This window comes from Neokomagataea anthophila, from assembly GCF_018122595.1.
Classification (GTDB): domain Bacteria; phylum Pseudomonadota; class Alphaproteobacteria; order Acetobacterales; family Acetobacteraceae; genus Gluconobacter; species Gluconobacter anthophilus.
In genome coordinates this window covers 609,455-626,132 of the sequence record NZ_JAGRQH010000001.1, presented here as the reverse complement: position 1 = coordinate 626,132, position 16,678 = coordinate 609,455, and the positions used below count along the sequence as shown (strand labels likewise).

Below are 16,678 nucleotides of genomic sequence, written 5' to 3'. Positions count from 1 at the left end.
AAACGCCGCCAACATATCCCTTCCAATTCATCAATCTTCAATTGTCAAAGAACTCTTTCTAAGCCACAATGCCAAACCCTCAAAAGGACCCGTCCAGTGCGGTGAAGCGGCTTATAAACACCAATAAAATAAACGTCAATCATAAAAATGAAAAAAATCACTTTTCATATTCACGGTACCAATCTGCGAAAGCCTCAACCCCTTGCTCCAACGAAACCTTGGGCGCCCAACCGCATAACTCCTGCACGTCCTTCAATGAAGCCCAGGTCTTTTCCATATCCGCCGAAGGCCGAGGCAAACGTTCAATCACCGCCTTACGACCGAGATGCTGCTCCAACAACTCAATCAAACGCGTAACTTTTTGTGGGCGATCACCACCCAAGTTTAAAATCCGTGCATCACCGGCAACTGGCGGATATCCCATAATCACCAGAACGCCTTCAACAATATCATCTATATAAGTGAAATCCCGCGACAGATCCTGCCCCTCATATAAGGTAACAGGCTTTCCACTCATAATCGCATCGGCAAACCCATAATATGCCATATCGGGTCGCCCCCACGGACCATAAACCGTGAAGAACCTTAGCCCAGTCTGAGGTATACCGTGCAGAAAAGCATAAGCTGATGCCGTTAACTCACCGCTCCGCTTTGTAACAGCATATAAAGATCCCGGCGCATCCACGGCATCCGTCTCAGCAAAGGGCAAGGAGCGATTGCGTCCATAAACAGATGAGGATGACGCATAAACAAAATGCTCCAACCCATCCAGCTGACGGCACACTTCCAACAGAACCACATGCCCCATAATGTTCGAATGAACATAGGAATATGGATCAACCAAAGAATAACGCACGCCAGCTTGCGCAGCTAAATGCACTACATGGCTAATATCAGGGTGATTCTTCACCACCGCTTCCATCGCCTCACGATGAGCGATATCGGCCTGTACAAAAAGAAAGCCCGCGCGCTCTGCCAGCCATGCCAGACGCCCCTGCTTTAGAGCGGGGGCGTAATACGCATTCAAACTATCAACACCCACAACCTCATCGCCACGATCCAGCAGCGCTTTAGCAACGTGAGAGCCAATAAAGCCCGCTACACCTGTTACAAGAACCTTCACGGGTGGGATTTAGCCTCTATCGCAGGACCACTCACAAGGTCACCGACGCGTATATTCATCTTAGCCGTTACACCGCCGGCCAGTTCCAGCGTGCTTGCCACTGCACCTTGGCTGCTCAAAATAGCTTCGCTCAAAGGGACAGCATCTTCTGCAATCGCATGAATATGATGTGTTTGATCGATAAACACGATATCCAAAGGCACCAACGTGTTGCGCATCCACATGTCAGAGTTCTGTGGGGTTGGCCAGACAAACAACATCCCCTCACTCTCTGGCAAATGCGTACGGAACATCTCACCAATTTCCTGCTGCCGCGGCGTAAACGCCATTTCCACATGGAAAAGATGCGCCTGCCCATCCTGAGACGTAATCGTCAAATTCTGCACCGGCAGTTGAGGCTGTGCCCGTGTAATCGGCTCTTCCGCCATCCCGGCACCAACAGACAATATCCCTACTGCAAAACAAGCCGCCATCGCGAAACGCATCGACACTGCCATTCTCAAAGTCCCCGCATCTTAAAACATATCATTGAAAGAAAGGATTATTCTTCCGTTCTTCCCCAATCGTTGTTGGCATACCATGCCCACAATAAACGATCATCTCATCCGACAACGACAGCAGCTCAGAACGAATTGCCTTTATCAACCCTTCTGAATCACCATAAGCGAAATCCGTACGTCCGACAGTCTGACGAAACAACGTATCGCCCACAAAAGAGCAGCCTGCCTCTTGATTCACAAACACCACATGCCCTGGCGTATGGCCCGGCACATGCCGCACCTCAAACACAGTTCCTAATAAGGAGAGCTGCGCCCCGTGCTCTAGAAATTGATCCGGCAGAACATTCCGCATACCGGGCAAACCAAAAGCAGCCGCCTGATCACAGATACTCTCTAACAAAAAAGCATCCCGCCGATCGGGCCCCAAAACCGGCACCAATGCTCCTTGTTTCTTAGAAAGCGCATCCCGCAATTCATCAGCACCACCCGCATGGTCCAAATGCCCATGCGTCAACATAATGGCCTCGACCTGCACATTGCCTAACGCTGACAAAATATCAGCCACATCGCCACCGGGATCTACCACGACAGCACGCCCAGCCTCATTCGCAACAATCATACAATTCTGCCGCAATGGCGTCACAGGAACCCGTTGGCATGTCAAATGGCCCATTCGCAGGCTCCTCTCGCAACAAAATGCACTCCATACAAGGCTCCCCTTGCACATGAGCTCGACAGAGACCCTCTATATCACAAACCGTGATTGACCGGTCAGGCCCACAGCCTCATTGTACATCGTCTTCTTCTCTTTTTCTGGAGCCGCGCTATGAGCCGCATCCTGCGTACAGAACCAAACCCCGTGATGTCTAAAGCCGTTGAATATCATGGCTTCATCTTCACACAGGGCGTTGTCGCACGTGATCTCTCCCTTGATGTTACTGGGCAGACAAAAGACATTTTCGAACAAATTGATGCCCTTCTAGAAGAGCATGGCACCGACAATACCCGCCTACTACAAGCGCAAATTTGGCTTAAAGACATTAATGACCGCGCTGCATTCAACGAATTATGGTCCGCTTGGATTCCCGAAGGCCTCGCCCCAGCACGCGCCTGCGTTCAAGCGATCCTCGCAGACCCCCGCATGCTCGTTGAAGTGATGTTAGTGACCACAAAATAAGAATTTTTCACCCCCACAAATAAGGTGAAAACAAGGCATGAACGCTAAATTGAAACATTTTTTTAAAACAAGAAAAATTTAGCGCTCTGCCTTGCATTATTCTCTTGCCAGAGTTGCAAGCAGATTGTTACCTGCCTGTCACCTAAACACCACATACCACCAGCAGGACGACGAATCCGTGACGACGATGCTACGCCGCCCCAAGACCTTGCTCTCTGCGTTCGTGTTTGCTGCTTTCGCAGCACTCTCAGGACAAGCGATGGCGCGCACCTCGCATCATCATCATACGGCCTCACATCATCATACCCATGGCACACGCATTGCATTTGCTCACCACCGTGGTGGCAGCCATGTTTTACAGTGCGTCGCCTTTGCAAAAACGGCATCTGAAGTAAAACTTCACGGTAATGCTCGGGATTGGTGGTACAATGCCGCAGGACGTTATGAACGCGGCCATGCTCCCTCCTCTGGTTCCGTCCTCAATTTCCGTGGCATCCGCCGCATGCCACTCGGGCACGTCGCTGTTGTGCGCGAAATTGCAAACAGCCGCACAATTTTCATTGACCAATCTCACTGGGCAGCAAACGGTATTGCCCGTCATGTACGCGTTGTAGATGTTTCGCCGCGCAATGACTGGAGCGCTGTGCGCGTTGCTCTGAATGGCAATAAAGACCGCCTCGGCAGCATTTACCCAACTTACGGCTTCATCTACCCGCACCAAGCACCGGATCAAGTTCCTGCTCTGGCGCGTGAAACACATATGCCACACAGCACAGAAGTCGCATCAGCACCGAGCGATTCCATCGATGCCGACGCGCTTAACCGTTCGATCCGCTAAAAATATCTGCGTTCAATACGCACAAAGCGAAGCCGTCTCGATTAATCGGGACGGCTATTTTTATGGTAAGGGTGATTGGTCGCAATCGCTTGAGCGCGGAACACTTGTTCCGCCAACATAATCCGCACCAACATATGCGGCCACGTCATCGAACCAAAAGACATAACAGCATCAGCGCGCTCTAACACGCTACGCTCCAGTCCTTCAGCGCCACCAATCAAAAAATGAATTGGTCGGCCTGTTCCCTGCCAATTCGTCATCGCACGGGAAAAGGAAGGGCTGTCATACACACGCCCCCCCTCATCCAACACCACAACAAATGCGTTATCCGGACAAGCCGACAAAAGCGCAGCAGCTTCTCTACGCTTTTGTTCTACAACAGATCCCCGCGCAGCAGGCACTTCGTGCACACTCATCGCAGGGCGCAACCGAGCCGCATAACGCTCAAAAAGCGTCAACTCCGGCCCAGCCTTTAATCGGCCAACAGCAACCAGCTTCATTTTAAGAAGCCTCGCTGTCCTTTCCTACAGGCAATTCTGCCTCAACGGCATCAAGGTCAGCGCCCCACATTTTCTCAAGACCATACATCTCACGGCTTTCTGGCTTGAAGAGATGAACGACGACGTAACCAGCATCCAAAAGCACCCAGTCACTGCCATTCGCGCCTTCAACCAAAACGCGCTTAAAGCCGATTTCAGCCAGCTTTTTATCAATATGATGCGCCATTGACGCGATCTGACGGTCAACAAAGCCCGTTGCAATGACCATACGGTCCGCAAAGTTTGCGCGGCCGGTCAAATCAATCGTGACAATATCTTCAGCTTTATCATCTTCAAGGCTGCCGATAATCACCTCAAGCATCTTCGTTAGCGTATCTGGCTCAACAGCCTCAACACGCTGAACATCTTTTTGCGGCCCCGCAGCAACCGCTTTTTTACGTGCTGAAGAAGCCTTCTCTGGGGTAGCTCCGTTCAGGTCGGTATCGTGTTCTGATGGCGTTGTAATAACTTTTACTCCTCGTCCGGATCCAGACAGACCTGTCCAGATTCACGCAATGCTGTAGCTGATATATCGTTCTGCGGCGCAGAAAGGAACGACCAACCGCACGCATTGGGCCGAGATAGTAATTTTGCTTGTCGTACTGGCTTTCGTGCACGCCTCAAAACAGAGGCTGCAGGCCCATGCAATGCTGAAGCAAAACTTCCAGGGCGCGGCACAACCGCTATCGGAATCCGCTGCGCTAAACGCCGCCAATCTCGCCAACGGTGAAATTGTGCCAGCCCATCTGCCCCCATAACCCACACGAACGAAATATGAGGAAACCGACGCTGCAACTCCACGACGGTCCGATACGTATAACGCTGCCCTAAGCGGGACTCGATATCCGTCACGCGAATCCGCCGTCCATCCGCCAAACGCCGTGCAGAGGCCAAACGCGCAGAAAAAGACGCCATTCCGTCACGAGACTTCAACGGATTCCCCGGTGACACCATCAGCCAGACTTCATCCAGCCCCAATGTTACCAGCGCGCATTTCGCGACTTCAATATGACCATAATGCGCCGGGTTAAAGGAGCCCCCCAAAAGACCCACTTTTACCCGGCGACCATCACCGTATTTCGGAAGCCTAATCAGCCGCGCACCTGTCCGGTGCCACGCACCTCATAACGGTAACACGTCAGTTGCTCGAGGCCGACAGGACCACGCGCATGCATACGCCCGGTGGCAATGCCAATTTCAGCCCCAAAGCCAAATTCACCACCATCACAGAACTGCGTTGACGCATTCCACATCACCACAGCACTCTCTGTCCCATTCAGGAAGACAGCCGCCACATCAGGGTCTTCAGCAATAATTGCTTCCGTATGGCTACTACCATGACGCGCAATATGATCCAGAGCCTCTTCCACACCATCCACCACAGCGATGGATAAAACAGCATCCAGCCATTCCGTATGAAAATCATCAGGTGTCGCTTCCGGCAAGCTCGGCACAATAGCCCGAACCCGCGCATCTGCCCGGAACGCACAACCCTTAGCAGATAAATCATCCACTAAAAGCGGCAGAATCTGCAGCGCAATCGCAGCATCCACCAAGACCGTTTCCGTAGCGCCACAAATACCCGTGCGCCGCAATTTTGCATCCAACAGCACCTTACGCGCCATCGGAACATCCGCACTCGCATGAATATAGGTGTGACACAGACCCTCTGCATGAGCGAGCACAGGCACACGTGCCTCGCGCTGCACACGCTCGACCAGAGACTTACCACCGCGAGGGATAATCAAATCTACCCCGCCCGAAGCCTGCAACAATGCCCCAACCAACGCACGGTCAGCACTGGGCATAATCTGCACACACGCCGGATCAAGCCCTGCCTCTTGCAACCCCGCTTCAACGGCGGCTTGAATGGCCCGCGCAGAGTGCAGACTTTCACCGCCCCCGCGCAGCACCACAGCATTACCCGATTTAATACATAAGGCTGCGGCATCTGCCCCAACATTAGGGCGACTTTCGTAAATCATGCCGATCACCCCAATCGGAGCCGCCACACGCCGCATGTTCAAGCCATTAGGCTGCGTCCACTCATGCAGAACACGCCCCACAGGGTCCGGCAACGCCGCAACCTGTTCTAACCCCACAGCCATCGCCTCAACACGATCAGGCGTAAGCGTCAAACGATCACGAAATGCAGCATTCCGTTCAACACTTAACCCATCCAGATCACGCTGATTCGCACTAACAATCTCGGCCGAACGTGTACGCAAAGCCCGCGCCGCCGCTTTCAACGCCCGATTCCGAGTTTCAGTATCCGTTCGCGCCAAAGCACGCGCCGCACGACGGGCCCGGGTCGTTAGCTCCTGTACAACAACAGAAGCCTCATCCCCAGCGTCAGACATTGAAGCGGAACAGCAAGACATCACCATCCTCCACAACATAGTCCTTACCTTCAATGCGAAGCTTGCCGTTTTCCTTGGCGCCAGCTTCACCCTTGAACGTCACGTAATCATCGTATGCAACAGTTTCACAAGCAATAAAGCCACGCTCAAAGTCATTATGAATGACTGCAGCGGCCTGAGGTGCACGTGTCCCTTCGGTAATCGTCCATGCACGCGCTTCTTTCGGGCCAACCGTGAAGTACGTTTTCAAGCCCAAAAGCTGATAACCCGCAGCAATAACACGATCCAAGCCACTATCATTCAAGCCTAAACCTTCAAGGAAATCACCACGATCTTCCTGCGGTAACTGGCTGACCTCTGCTTCAATCGCCGCAGACACGATCACAATCGCGGCACCTTCTGCTTCCGCACGCTTGCGTACAGATTCAGAATGTTCATTACCCTCAGAAGCAGACGATTCTTCAACGTTACAAACGTAAAGAACCGGCTTCGTCGTCAACAGTTGAAGCCGTGCTGCTTCTTTCTCTTGCCCTTCTGGCACAGCCGTACGTGCCGGGCGACCATCACGCAGCGCCGCAATCAGCGGCTCCATCAATTCCAGTTGAGCTTGCGCTTCACGGTCATTACCGCGTGCACGCTTTTGCAGATTTGTCTGGCGCTTTTCCAAGCTCTCCAGATCTGCCAGCATCAATTCTGTTTCAATAATATCCGCATCACGAACAGGGTCTACGCCACCTTCAACATGCGTGATGTCGTCATCCTCAAAACAACGCAACACATGGATAATAGCATCTGTCTCACGGATATTCGCCAAAAACTGGTTGCCCAGCCCTTCCCCACGTGATGCACCACGCACCAGCCCAGCAATATCAACAAACTCAAGGCTGGTCGGAATAGAACGTTGTGAACCACCAATCTGCGTCAGCACATCCAAACGCTTATCCGGCACTGCCACACGGCCCGTATTTGGCTCAATCGTACAAAATGGGTAATTCGCCGCTTGCGCTGCTGCCGTCTCGGTCAGAGCATTAAACAACGTGGACTTACCAACATTCGGTAGGCCAACAATGCCGCAATTGAAACCCATTCTATACTCCCGTTACGTCAGCGCAGCACAGGCTACGGCTTTATAAAATACACTCGTTGCCTTCTGTTCGCAGAAACCAGCGTAACGGACAACCATCGGGGCACAAAAACCCCGATAGTCTTCACGAAAAAAGAAAGATTAAAGCGCTGCAATCTTTTCTTTTGCTGCGGCCAAGATCGCCTCACGGTTCGCACCACCATTGCGCGATAAACCCTCAGCGATAATCGCGGTGACATCTTGCTGGCCCAAAGATGCAAAAACAGCCTTCAGATAAGAGACGTCATGCTCAAATGCCGCCGCGGGGGTGCCGGCTTCATAAATACCACCACGTGTCCCCACCAAAACAATCTTCTTCTGACCAACCAAACCTTCAATCCCCGTCGGCACATAACGGAATGTCCGGCCAGCCACCATAAAACGATCAATCCAAGCCTTTAGCTGAGATGGAACCCCGAAATTATAAAGCGGCGACGCAACCACGATAATATCTGCTGCCTCAAACTCCGCCAGAACCTGAGCAGATTCCAGGTGGTCTTCACGACGAGGCGCATCTGCGGGAATATCTTTGCCTTGCTGAGAAAATAACTCAAAATCAAGGTGCGGCAATGGCTGTGCCACAACATCACGATAGGTTACTTCAAGCGCAACCTCTTTCGCTTTAAAGTGCGCGATCACTTCAGCCGCCAAAGCACGGCCCGCAGAATGATCACCCAGAATGCTGGAATCGATATGCAGAAGCTTGGTCATAGTCTTAATCCATAAGTTCGATTTTTACCGAACCTATGATAAGAGACGCTTGTACAATTTTGGCAAGAGCCGAATTCAAGAAACACTCATCCCACAGTGTTCCCTCTTGCTTTCCTCAAGTGTTTTCCGCTCAAATTAACCACATGACAGATCTACGCATCGGCATCGCAGGCATCACTGGCCGCCTCGGCTCCCTCTGTGCTCAAGAAGCAGGAACGGCACTTTCTGGCGGCATTTCACGCCACCCCATCCCTGAAGAGCACATTACATCATCCCCAGATGAACTCGCTCAACGTTCGAACGTGATCATCGATGTCAGCAATGCTGCTACAATCCTACGTCATGCCGAAAGCTTCAGCCGCCATCATTGCGCATGGGTACTTGGTACAACAGGGCTAGATGATGCCGCCCAAAAAGCCGTCATTGATGCCAGCCACCATATTCCGGTGCTACAAGCTGCGAATTTCTCACCCGCACTCACAATTTTCTTAGATTTAGCACGTCAAATCGGCGCTGCTCTCCCTGACTATGATGCCGAAATTGTCGAGACACATCATCGACAAAAACTCGATGCACCATCCGGCACTGCGCTGGCCATCGGCGATGCTGTAGCCCAAGGGCGCGGCGTCACACTCAAAGACGTCGCACGCACAGACCAAAACGGCTTACGTCCTGATGGTGCTATTGGCTTTGCATCACTACGTGGTGGGCAAGTCGTCGGCGCACATGACCTTATGCTCCTCGCCGCTGATGAAGAAATCACCCTCTCTCACCGAGCCCTAGACCGACGCGTCTTCGCACGCGGTGCTGTACACGCTGCACGGTGGCTAGCTCATCAACAGCCCGGCCTCTACAACATGGCTGATACGCTTAGAACGACGAGGTAATCAGATGTTGAGGCACAGCCTTTTCAAAAGCCGTGCCTCCTTACGACATCATTCCAAATAACGTCGCCAAAACTTAACATTTCCCTTGACCTAGCAAGACAATTCCGTCAAGTGGTCCCATTCCGAAATACCGTTACCGTAAATCCCTGCTTTCTCAAAAGCCGGAATAGCTGGTGCGGTCCTTTTCACCACTCATTCCCTGCGAGGTCCCTGAGTGCGCAATTACGGCGATTTTCTCTTCACATCTGAGTCCGTTTCTGAAGGTCATCCTGATAAGGTTGCTGACCGTATCTCGGACACCGTTCTGGATGCTTATCTTGAAGCAGATCCAGAAGCACGCGTTGCCTGCGAAACCATGGTCACAACCAACCGCGTCATGCTGGCTGGTGAAGTACGCGGCCCGAAATCTGTCGAGGACACGCTGATCGATCGCGCACGCGAAGCCATCAAAGATATTGGCTACGATCAAGAAGGCTTCTCTTGGAAGCACGCAGACATCACGTCTTACCTGCACGCTCAATCTGCTGACATTGCTCAAGGCGTTGATAGCGCAGACAATAAAGATGAAGGCGCTGGTGACCAAGGTATCATGTTCGGTTTCGCAACACGCGAAACAGAGCAACTTATGCCAGCTCCACTGTTCTATGCACAGAACATCCTCGAGCGCGTCCGTGATTACCGTAAAAATGGTGACGCACGTGGCGTAGGCCTCCTGCCAGACGCAAAAAGCCAAGTCACACTACGCTATGTTGACGGCAAGCCGGTCGGCGCAACGTCTGTCGTGATCTCAACGCAACACGTTGAAGGCATGAGCCAGCACACCATCCGCGAAACACTGCGCGATGTCGTACGCGACGTTCTGCCAGAAGGCTGGATGTGCCCAGAAGACGAGTTTTACGTAAACCCAACAGGCAACTTCGTCATCGGCGGCCCCGATGGTGACGCAGGTCTGACCGGCCGTAAAATCATCGTAGACACCTATGGCGGTGCAGCTCCTCATGGTGGTGGCGCATTCTCCGGTAAGGACCCAACGAAGGTTGACCGTTCTGCCGCTTACGCTGCGCGTTACCTCGCGAAAAACGTCGTTGCCGCTGAACTCGCAGACCGTTGCACCATCCAGCTCAGCTACGCAATTGGCGTCTCCAAGCCGCTCTCTGTGTATGTTGATCTGGACAACACCGGCAAAGACATTGACGAAGCGCGCCTCGGCGCCATCCTCAATGAACTCGTTGACCTGTCACCACGCGGTATCCGCAAGCACCTGCGCCTGAACCGTCCAATCTACACGCCAACATCAGCTTATGGTCACTTCGGCCGTACGCCTGACGCAGCGCTGGACAACTTCACGTGGGAACAGGCTGATCTCGTCGACGCACTGCGCAACGCTTTCAATCGGTAATTCCCCTGACTACGTCTCTTAAATCTCAACCGGAGCGCCTCTACGGCCGCCAACGCGGCCACCCGCTCCGGGCCCGTCAGCAGCGACTGCTCGAAGTGTCGCTGCCACGGCTCTCCTTGAAAACACCAGAAAACCCAGCCTCTGATTTTGGAGACGACCTTTCTGGTGTCTTTCTTGAAATTGGCTTCGGCGGCGGCGAACACGCGTTCGACCAGCACCGTCTCAACCCAAACGTCGGCTATATCGCCTCGGAAGTGTTTGAGAACGGCTTATGCTCGCTCTTGTCTCGTCTGGTACCAGAAGGCGAAGAAGAAACCGCAACACCACCAAAGAATTTACGTCTTTGGGCGGAAGATGCACGCCTTCTTCTCAAAAGCCTGCCTGAAAACAGCCTGGACCGCGCCTATCTGATGTTCCCGGACCCATGGCCAAAAGCACGCCACGCCAAGCGCCGCTTTGTCCATCCAGAAAACATCGCTCTCTTAGCCCGCGCACTAAAACCGGGCGCTGTTTGGCGCGTCGCCAGTGACCACCCCGTCTATCAAGAATGGGTTGAAGAGGTCATGCACAAACAAGACCTGTTTGATGCACCACCTTACGCCACTGAACGTCCAGAAGGCTGGTCGCCTACCCGCTATGAAAGCAAAGCATTTCGCGAGGGCCGCCAACCATTCTATTGGACATTTACACGACGCGGCTAACGCACCTGCGCGTTAGCCCGTTTTCCACTTTCCCGATTCAAGCAGGGGTCTAAGTACATGACAGAGATCGAACGCGACGAAATGGAGTTTGACGTCGTAGTTGTTGGAGGCGGCCCCGCCGGACTATCCGCCGCAATCCGTCTCAAACAGATCTCACCTGACCTCAACGTCTGCTTGATCGAAAAAGGAAGTGAAATCGGCGCTCATATCGTCTCTGGCGCCGTTATTGAACCACGCGCCCTCGAAGAACTTCTGCCAGACTGGCGCCAGACGGATGCTCCTCTGCGCACCGAAGTCTCAGAAGAGCAGGTGCTCTTCCTTACTGAAAAACGCGCTTTTCCTATTCCCGGCCTTAACCTAGTCATGCCACACATGACTAATCACGGGAATTTTGTTGTCTCTTTAGGAGAAGTCTGCCGCTGGTTAGGTGAGCAGGCTGAAGCCTTGGGAGTCGAAATCTATCCAGGCTTCTCAGGTGCCCAGTTGCATATCGAAGATGGCCGTGTCACCGGCATCGTCACGGGCGATATGGGCATCGAGCGTGACGGATCGCAAGGTGCAAACTTCACTCCCGGTATGATCCTTCGTGCACGCCAAACCATCCTCACCGAAGGCGCACGCGGCTCTTTATCCGGCCATGCCATGCACCACTTCAACCTGCGTGACGGCGTCGAACCCCAAACTTATGGCCTCGGCATCAAAGAAGTCTGGGAAATCCCTGAAGAAAATCATCGCCCGGGCTTCGTCCAGCATAGCTTTGGCTGGCCCCTCGATGATCATACTTATGGCGGCGCATGGCTATACCATTTCGGCAAAAACCTCGTCAGCTACGGCTTTGTCACCGGCCTCGATTATCAAAATCCGCACCTTTCTCCATTCGAAGAAATGCAGCGGACTAAAAATCACCCTGCCTTCCGCCCTCATTTTGAAGGTGGCAAACGCATTATCTACGGAGCCCGAGCTCTTTCCGAAGGTGGCCTCCAGTCAATCCCACGCCTAACCTTCCCGGGCGGCGTTCTCGCAGGTGACTCTGCTGGCTTTGTCAATGTGCCCAAAATCAAAGGCACACACACCGCCATGAAATCCGGCATGCTCGCAGCTGAAGCCGTCGCAGATGCGCTAAGCAACGACGAAGTCCAAGCTCTCAGCCTTGAAGAGCGCCTGCGCAACTCATGGCTTTGGAGCGAACTCCATGGCGTCCGTAACATCCGCCCAGCTTTTGCTAAATGGGGCGCAAAACTCGGCGCACTCTATGCCGGGATCGACAGCATGCTGCTGCGTGGCCGCGCACCATGGACCTTGCATCACCCACATGCAGATCACGAAACTCTGCGCCCTGCCGCAAAAACAAAGCCCATTGCTTACCCAAAGCCAGATCATAAAATCACGTTCGATCGGGTCAGCTCCGTTTTCCTCAGCGGTACAAACCACGAAGAAAACCAGCCCATTCACCTGAAATTGCGTGATCCAGCAATCTGGGGCCCCATAAATCATACGCTTTATGATTCACCTGAAAGCCGTTACTGCCCCGCTGGCGTTTACGAACAGGAGCAAAAAAGCGCCACCGAGTGGGATCTACGGATCAACGCGCAAAACTGCGTACATTGCAAAACCTGCGACATTAAAGACCCCACACAGAACATCGAATGGTGCACTCCTGAAGGCAGCGGCGGCCCGAACTATCCCGTCGGCATGTAAATATGTGAAGGGGATGTGACTTCCCCGCCCAATTCAGCTACCTTGTCTCCGCTTTGTGAAGTTAGAATGTGGCGGATTGGACAATGAAAGTATTAGTGCCGATCAAGCGCGTGGTCGACTACAACGTGAAAGTCCGCGTTTCCGCGGATGGCAGCGGCGTCGATACGCAGGGCGTTAAAATGTCAATGAACCCGTTCGACGAAATCGCCGTCGAAGAAGGGATCCGTCTGCGCGAAAGCGGAGCGGCTAAGGAAGTTGTGGTCGTCACCATCGGTGCTCAAGCGGCGCAAGACGTGCTGCGCACGGCTATGGCCATGGGAGCAGACCGCGCTATCCTCGTAAAAACCGATGAAACGCTTGAGCCACGCGCTGTCGCGAATGCGCTTAAAGCGATCATCGAGCGCGAGAACCCCGGCATCGTCAGCATGGGCAAACAAGCCATTGATGATGACATGAACGCGACCGGCCAAATCTTGGCAGCTAAGCTCGGTTGGCCACAAGCCACCTTCGCCAGCAAGGTCACAATCAACGGCGAACGTGCAGAAGTCACCCGTGAAATCGATGGAGGCTCCGCAACCTATGGCGTCCCGCTTCCCGCGATTATCACGGCCGATCTGCGCCTCAACGAGCCACGCTATGCGTCCCTTCCCAATATTATGAAGGCCCGCAAAAAGCCTCTCGAAACCTTGGAACTGAGCAGCCTTGGCGTTGATACTGCCTCACGCCTCACAACAGTATCCGTCGCTGAACCCGCAGAGCGCCAAGCTGGCGTCATGCTCAACAGCGTTGCTGAACTGGTCGAGAAGCTCAAGACGGAAGCAAAGGTGATCTGATGACAGCTCTCGTTCTTCTGGAAATCGAAAACGGTACCGTACGCCAAGCATCACGCTCCGCCATCACGGCCGCCAGTGCTTTCGGCCCCGTTGATGTCCTCGTACTTGGTGCTGGCGCAGAAATTGCTGCACGCCTCCCAGGCGTCACGCGCGTCCGCCATGCAGAGTCACTCTCCGATGCTGTAGCAGAACCAGCCGCTGCCCTCTTGGCAGAGATTGCTTCTGACTACACACATATTGTCAGTGCGGCTTCAGCAGTCGGTAAGAATATTCTCCCCCGCTTAGCCGGGTTATTAGATGTTCAACCTATTCCTGACGTCGTTGCCATCAAAGATGCTGAGACTTTCGTCCGCCCCATCTATGCTGGTAATGCCCTCGCAACCATACGTTCTTCGGACAGTATCAAAATCCTCACCGTCCGCGGTGCAAACTTTGATGCCGTCGCCAACGAAGGTGGCAGCGCAGCCATTGAGGCCGTTTCCCTCAGCTCAGCCTCAAACGTACCCGCAGTTGACCTCATCTCCGTAAACCTTTCCACCTCAGAACGCCCCGAGCTCGAATCTGCTCGCGTCGTCATCTCTGGCGGTAAAGGCTTGAAGGATGCAGAAAACTTTAAACTCCTAGAGCCCGTCGCAGATAAATTAGGTGCCGCCATTGGCGCATCTCGTGCCGCTGTGGATTCTGGTTTTGCTGCAAACGAACTACAGGTCGGTCAAACTGGTAAGATCGTTGCGCCTGAACTGTATATTGCTGTCGGCCTTTCCGGCGCCATCCAGCATCTTGCCGGAATGAAAGACAGCCGCGTTATCGTTGCCATTAATCTAGACCCGGAAGCCCCCATCTTTCGCGTTGCTGATTATGGCCTCGTCGCTGATCTGTTCACCGTTTTACCAGAACTCGAACACGCTCTGTAAAACGTAAAGTTCAAGCTTCCCACCACCCCACCATAATGGTGGGAAGCCTCTGAAACTTCACACTAAAATGCTTTCTTTTACGTTTGTACTCTTGCAAATGTAAGTATTTCTCGTTACAGGATGCGCCGTCGGCCGGAGTGTAGCTCAGCCTGGTAGAGCACTGTGTTCGGGACGCAGGGGCCGGAGGTTCGAATCCTCTCACTCCGACCAGCCGCCATTTTCCAATACAAAAAAATCTTATTGAACACCGCAAGCACGGTGAAGTTCCACTAGCTGCACAGCACTCTCCACAAGTGCAGGGCAATCCTGCCAATGGCCCCGCACCTCTGCTGCCATTTCCTGCTGAAATGATTTATCCCATCCGCGCATAGCTGGGCACAATGCAGGCTTTCCTTCGCTCGCACAGCCGCTCAAAAGTAACAAACCTCCTAAATAAATCGTATATTTCATGCATCCCCACGATCCAACGCGGCCAGCAACTCATCGCGTGAACGCGGAGCATCAACCCGCGCCTGTGCCATACGCTGCAAAGCAATGTTTTCATTCTGAATAGCCTGAATATCTTGCTGCGCTGTTTGTGCCTGTCGGCCACGCCCCCCCGCACGATACAGCAAGATGCCTGCTCCCATGATCAATACAACCACAGAAGCAAGCACAATCAGGTTCACAGTCACAGAGTAGAAGACGCCACGACACCCGGTTGCGTCGCTGGTGTCACAACCGGAGACAGAGCCTCTTCCAACTCAGTAGCCCCATCAAAAATTTTTGTCATAGCTGCATCAAGCTCAGTCACATTCATATGTGCCCCAAGGCGAGATACAAGTGCCTCCAAAACACCTTGAGCGATCATTCCACCAACACGCACGCCCTGCTGCACTGTATCCGTATCAGACTTACCCAGCGTACGGTTGATAAGAGCTTCGAAAGAAGAAACTGAAGAAAAAGACATAAAATAATTCCCTATATATTGATGTTTATTTTAATTATTATTTATTTTTTACATTAGATAACTCCTTATCCTTAATAGACGTCAAACAATTTGAAGCCCACCCAATGTTCAAACCCATAAAAGAAATCATTTTGTAAATATTATAGATATATGAATTACTTACCGGTGGCGGCACCACAACCGTAATCAACTTACAAAAAATAATAAAAAATGCCATCCACGATTCATATTGCTGTGGAATAGCATTAAATACCCCAGAAAAATCAACGAATGATGAACCCATAATTTAACACCTTTAAAAACAAAAAAGCGCCTCTTCCGATATGGAATGGCGCTTTACTAAAATTTTTATCGAATATATTAAGCACAACAACAATCTATGGCTTAATGCCACAATACCTATCTGAACTGCGCGCTTTTTGCAAGCTATAATTCTCTCACAAACAGAAGTGCAGTTGATTACACTCCACTTTCCTCCTATCCAAGAAGAGTACTTTTATCTGCTGCATTTAGGAGGTTTTCATGAACCGCACTCTCCGTGGCGTACTGCTCCTCACCGCACTCACCACCGCTTCTCCTGCACTGGCTGAACCCGGTGGCTGCTTAAAATATGGCGCAGCAGGTGCTGTTGGCGGTCACCTCGTAAAGCACGGCGTCCTCGGCGCAATCGGCGGCTGTGTCGCTGGTATGTACACACGCCATCAGTACCGTAAGAGCCTCGCTGAAAAGGCTGCTCTTTGGGACAAAGAACACCCTGCATCACCAGACCAAAAAGCAAGCTGGTGGCAAAGCCACCACGATTCTTCTTCTGTGAAACAAAAGGCTGCTTGGTACGACGCTGAACACCCAGACACGGGTAGCAGCAACCAACAGCCTGCAGCTGCTGCACCTCAGCGCTAAAACAAAAAAGGCCGCCGGAGCATTTT

General features: G+C 52.5%; 22 protein-coding genes and 1 tRNA gene. 10 read left to right on the top strand and 13 right to left on the bottom strand.

What is annotated here, in order from left to right:
- Positions 1 to 157: 157 nt before the first annotated feature.
- From KB213_RS02820 to KB213_RS02810, 3 genes are read right to left on the bottom strand one after another with little or no spacing between them, the layout of a single operon-like run.
- The gene (locus KB213_RS02820; protein ID WP_211680518.1) at positions 158 to 1,123 is read right to left on the bottom strand and encodes an SDR family NAD(P)-dependent oxidoreductase; all 966 of its coding nucleotides are present in this window, start codon (positions 1,121 to 1,123) and stop codon (positions 158 to 160) included.
- Entirely contained in the window at positions 1,120 to 1,620 is a 501-nt protein-coding gene (locus KB213_RS02815; protein ID WP_408903704.1) for a DUF192 domain-containing protein, read from the bottom strand. The genes KB213_RS02820 and KB213_RS02815 overlap by 4 nt, the downstream gene beginning before the upstream one ends.
- A gap of 28 nt (positions 1,621 to 1,648) precedes the next feature.
- Positions 1,649 to 2,296 carry an MBL fold metallo-hydrolase gene (locus tag KB213_RS02810; protein ID WP_211680517.1) on the bottom strand — a complete coding sequence of 216 codons (648 nt, stop codon included), beginning with the start codon at positions 2,294 to 2,296 and terminating at the stop codon, positions 1,649 to 1,651.
- Between the two features lie 153 nt (positions 2,297 to 2,449).
- Between KB213_RS02810 and KB213_RS02805 the strand changes: the two genes are divergently transcribed.
- Together KB213_RS02805 and KB213_RS02800 are read left to right on the top strand one after the other, a co-directional pair.
- Positions 2,450 to 2,800, top strand: a complete 351-nt coding sequence (locus tag KB213_RS02805) for a RidA family protein (protein ID WP_211680516.1) — start codon at positions 2,450 to 2,452, stop codon at positions 2,798 to 2,800.
- 187 nt (positions 2,801 to 2,987) lie between these two features.
- The gene (locus tag KB213_RS02800) at positions 2,988 to 3,638 is read left to right on the top strand and encodes a CHAP domain-containing protein (protein WP_211680579.1); all 651 of its coding nucleotides are present in this window, start codon (positions 2,988 to 2,990) and stop codon (positions 3,636 to 3,638) included.
- A gap of 41 nt (positions 3,639 to 3,679) precedes the next feature.
- On the opposite strand, the gene KB213_RS02795 is transcribed toward KB213_RS02800, so the two are convergent.
- From KB213_RS02795 to KB213_RS02770, 6 genes are all read right to left on the bottom strand, one after another.
- Entirely contained in the window at positions 3,680 to 4,138 is a 459-nt protein-coding gene (locus tag KB213_RS02795) for a 23S rRNA (pseudouridine(1915)-N(3))-methyltransferase RlmH (RefSeq protein WP_068171578.1), read from the bottom strand.
- A 1-nt stretch (position 4,139) separates the two neighbouring features.
- On the bottom strand, positions 4,140 to 4,613 hold the full coding sequence (rsfS, locus tag KB213_RS02790; protein ID WP_068171574.1) for a ribosome silencing factor: 474 nt from the start codon (positions 4,611 to 4,613) through the stop codon (positions 4,140 to 4,142).
- A gap of 35 nt (positions 4,614 to 4,648) precedes the next feature.
- Positions 4,649 to 5,230: a nicotinate-nucleotide adenylyltransferase gene (locus tag KB213_RS02785; RefSeq protein WP_408903702.1), complete on the bottom strand. Its 582-nt coding sequence runs from the start codon at positions 5,228 to 5,230 to the stop codon at positions 4,649 to 4,651.
- Between the two features lie 38 nt (positions 5,231 to 5,268).
- Positions 5,269 to 6,537, bottom strand: a complete 1,269-nt coding sequence (locus KB213_RS02780; RefSeq protein ID WP_211680578.1) for a glutamate-5-semialdehyde dehydrogenase — start codon at positions 6,535 to 6,537, stop codon at positions 5,269 to 5,271.
- Positions 6,530 to 7,624: a redox-regulated ATPase YchF gene (gene ychF, locus KB213_RS02775; RefSeq protein WP_211680515.1), complete on the bottom strand. Its 1,095-nt coding sequence runs from the start codon at positions 7,622 to 7,624 to the stop codon at positions 6,530 to 6,532. The genes KB213_RS02780 and ychF overlap by 8 nt, the downstream gene beginning before the upstream one ends.
- 138 nt (positions 7,625 to 7,762) lie before the next feature.
- A complete protein-coding gene (locus KB213_RS02770; protein ID WP_211680514.1) occupies positions 7,763 to 8,371 on the bottom strand; it encodes an FMN-dependent NADH-azoreductase in 609 nt (202 codons plus the stop codon).
- A 143-nt stretch (positions 8,372 to 8,514) separates the two neighbouring features.
- Here KB213_RS02770 and dapB point away from each other — a divergent pair, with 143 nt between their 5' ends.
- The 7 genes from dapB to KB213_RS02735 all read left to right on the top strand — a co-directional run bounded on the left by dapB (position 8,515) and on the right by KB213_RS02735 (position 15,013).
- A complete protein-coding gene (dapB, locus tag KB213_RS02765; protein ID WP_068171570.1) occupies positions 8,515 to 9,258 on the top strand; it encodes a 4-hydroxy-tetrahydrodipicolinate reductase in 744 nt (247 codons plus the stop codon).
- 214 nt (positions 9,259 to 9,472) lie between these two features.
- Complete coding sequence (metK, locus tag KB213_RS02760; RefSeq protein ID WP_068171567.1) at positions 9,473 to 10,657, top strand: methionine adenosyltransferase; 1,185 nt, start codon at positions 9,473 to 9,475, stop codon at positions 10,655 to 10,657.
- On the top strand, positions 10,657 to 11,358 hold the full coding sequence (gene trmB / locus KB213_RS02755) for a tRNA (guanine(46)-N(7))-methyltransferase TrmB (protein WP_211680577.1): 702 nt from the start codon (positions 10,657 to 10,659) through the stop codon (positions 11,356 to 11,358). Before metK ends, trmB begins: the two co-directional genes overlap by 1 nt.
- Positions 11,359 to 11,415: 57 nt before the next feature.
- Positions 11,416 to 13,056 (top strand): electron transfer flavoprotein-ubiquinone oxidoreductase, encoded by a 1,641-nt coding sequence (locus KB213_RS02750; protein WP_211680513.1) that lies wholly within the window; start codon positions 11,416 to 11,418, stop codon positions 13,054 to 13,056.
- 83 nt (positions 13,057 to 13,139) lie between these two features.
- A complete protein-coding gene (locus tag KB213_RS02745; RefSeq protein WP_211680512.1) occupies positions 13,140 to 13,889 on the top strand; it encodes an electron transfer flavoprotein subunit beta/FixA family protein in 750 nt (249 codons plus the stop codon).
- Complete coding sequence (locus KB213_RS02740; protein WP_211680511.1) at positions 13,889 to 14,803, top strand: FAD-binding protein; 915 nt, start codon at positions 13,889 to 13,891, stop codon at positions 14,801 to 14,803. The genes KB213_RS02745 and KB213_RS02740 overlap by 1 nt, the downstream gene beginning before the upstream one ends.
- Before the next feature lie 133 nt (positions 14,804 to 14,936).
- Positions 14,937 to 15,013, top strand: a tRNA-Pro gene (locus KB213_RS02735).
- Between the two features lie 27 nt (positions 15,014 to 15,040).
- Here the strand turns inward: KB213_RS02735 and KB213_RS02730 are convergent.
- The 4 genes from KB213_RS02730 to KB213_RS02715 are packed head-to-tail and all read right to left on the bottom strand — an operon-like array spanning position 15,041 to position 16,035.
- Positions 15,041 to 15,253 (bottom strand): hypothetical protein, encoded by a 213-nt coding sequence (locus KB213_RS02730; RefSeq protein ID WP_211680510.1) that lies wholly within the window; start codon positions 15,251 to 15,253, stop codon positions 15,041 to 15,043.
- The gene (locus KB213_RS02725; protein ID WP_211680509.1) at positions 15,250 to 15,477 is read right to left on the bottom strand and encodes a hypothetical protein; all 228 of its coding nucleotides are present in this window, start codon (positions 15,475 to 15,477) and stop codon (positions 15,250 to 15,252) included. Before KB213_RS02725 ends, KB213_RS02730 begins: the two co-directional genes overlap by 4 nt.
- Positions 15,474 to 15,752 carry a hypothetical protein gene (locus KB213_RS02720; RefSeq protein WP_211680508.1) on the bottom strand — a complete coding sequence of 93 codons (279 nt, stop codon included), beginning with the start codon at positions 15,750 to 15,752 and terminating at the stop codon, positions 15,474 to 15,476. The genes KB213_RS02725 and KB213_RS02720 overlap by 4 nt, the downstream gene beginning before the upstream one ends.
- Before the next feature lie 37 nt (positions 15,753 to 15,789).
- Positions 15,790 to 16,035, bottom strand: a complete 246-nt coding sequence (locus tag KB213_RS02715; RefSeq protein ID WP_211680507.1) for a hypothetical protein — start codon at positions 16,033 to 16,035, stop codon at positions 15,790 to 15,792.
- Positions 16,036 to 16,274: 239 nt separating this feature from the next.
- On the opposite strand from KB213_RS02715, the gene KB213_RS02710 reads away from it, so the two are divergent.
- Complete coding sequence (locus KB213_RS02710; RefSeq protein WP_211680506.1) at positions 16,275 to 16,652, top strand: hypothetical protein; 378 nt, start codon at positions 16,275 to 16,277, stop codon at positions 16,650 to 16,652.
- The last annotated feature ends 26 nt before the right edge of the window (positions 16,653 to 16,678 follow it).

Excerpts from the sequence above, each read along its gene's own strand:
- KB213_RS02730 (WP_211680510.1), bottom strand. The coding sequence starts at position 15,253 with ATGAAATATACGATTTATTTAGGAGGTTTGTTACTTTTGAGCGGCTGT.
- KB213_RS02740 (WP_211680511.1), top strand. The coding sequence starts at position 13,889 with ATGACAGCTCTCGTTCTTCTGGAAATCGAAAACGGTACCGTACGCCAA.
- KB213_RS02710 (WP_211680506.1), top strand. The coding sequence starts at position 16,275 with ATGAACCGCACTCTCCGTGGCGTACTGCTCCTCACCGCACTCACCACC.
- KB213_RS02715 (WP_211680507.1), bottom strand. The coding sequence starts at position 16,035 with ATGGGTTCATCATTCGTTGATTTTTCTGGGGTATTTAATGCTATTCCA.
- KB213_RS02770 (WP_211680514.1), bottom strand. The coding sequence starts at position 8,371 with ATGACCAAGCTTCTGCATATCGATTCCAGCATTCTGGGTGATCATTCT.
- KB213_RS02780 (WP_211680578.1), bottom strand. The coding sequence starts at position 6,537 with ATGTCTGACGCTGGGGATGAGGCTTCTGTTGTTGTACAGGAGCTAACG.
- KB213_RS02720 (WP_211680508.1), bottom strand. The coding sequence starts at position 15,752 with ATGTCTTTTTCTTCAGTTTCTTCTTTCGAAGCTCTTATCAACCGTACG.
- KB213_RS02750 (WP_211680513.1), top strand. The coding sequence starts at position 11,416 with ATGACAGAGATCGAACGCGACGAAATGGAGTTTGACGTCGTAGTTGTT.
- KB213_RS02805 (WP_211680516.1), top strand. The coding sequence starts at position 2,450 with ATGAGCCGCATCCTGCGTACAGAACCAAACCCCGTGATGTCTAAAGCC.
- KB213_RS02795 (WP_068171578.1), bottom strand. The coding sequence starts at position 4,138 with ATGAAGCTGGTTGCTGTTGGCCGATTAAAGGCTGGGCCGGAGTTGACG.
- ychF (WP_211680515.1), bottom strand. The coding sequence starts at position 7,624 with ATGGGTTTCAATTGCGGCATTGTTGGCCTACCGAATGTTGGTAAGTCC.
- KB213_RS02815 (WP_408903704.1), bottom strand. The coding sequence starts at position 1,620 with ATGGCAGTGTCGATGCGTTTCGCGATGGCGGCTTGTTTTGCAGTAGGG.
- KB213_RS02810 (WP_211680517.1), bottom strand. The coding sequence starts at position 2,296 with ATGGGCCATTTGACATGCCAACGGGTTCCTGTGACGCCATTGCGGCAG.
- KB213_RS02800 (WP_211680579.1), top strand. The coding sequence starts at position 2,988 with ATGCTACGCCGCCCCAAGACCTTGCTCTCTGCGTTCGTGTTTGCTGCT.
- dapB (WP_068171570.1), top strand. The coding sequence starts at position 8,515 with ATGACAGATCTACGCATCGGCATCGCAGGCATCACTGGCCGCCTCGGC.
- KB213_RS02745 (WP_211680512.1), top strand. The coding sequence starts at position 13,140 with ATGAAAGTATTAGTGCCGATCAAGCGCGTGGTCGACTACAACGTGAAA.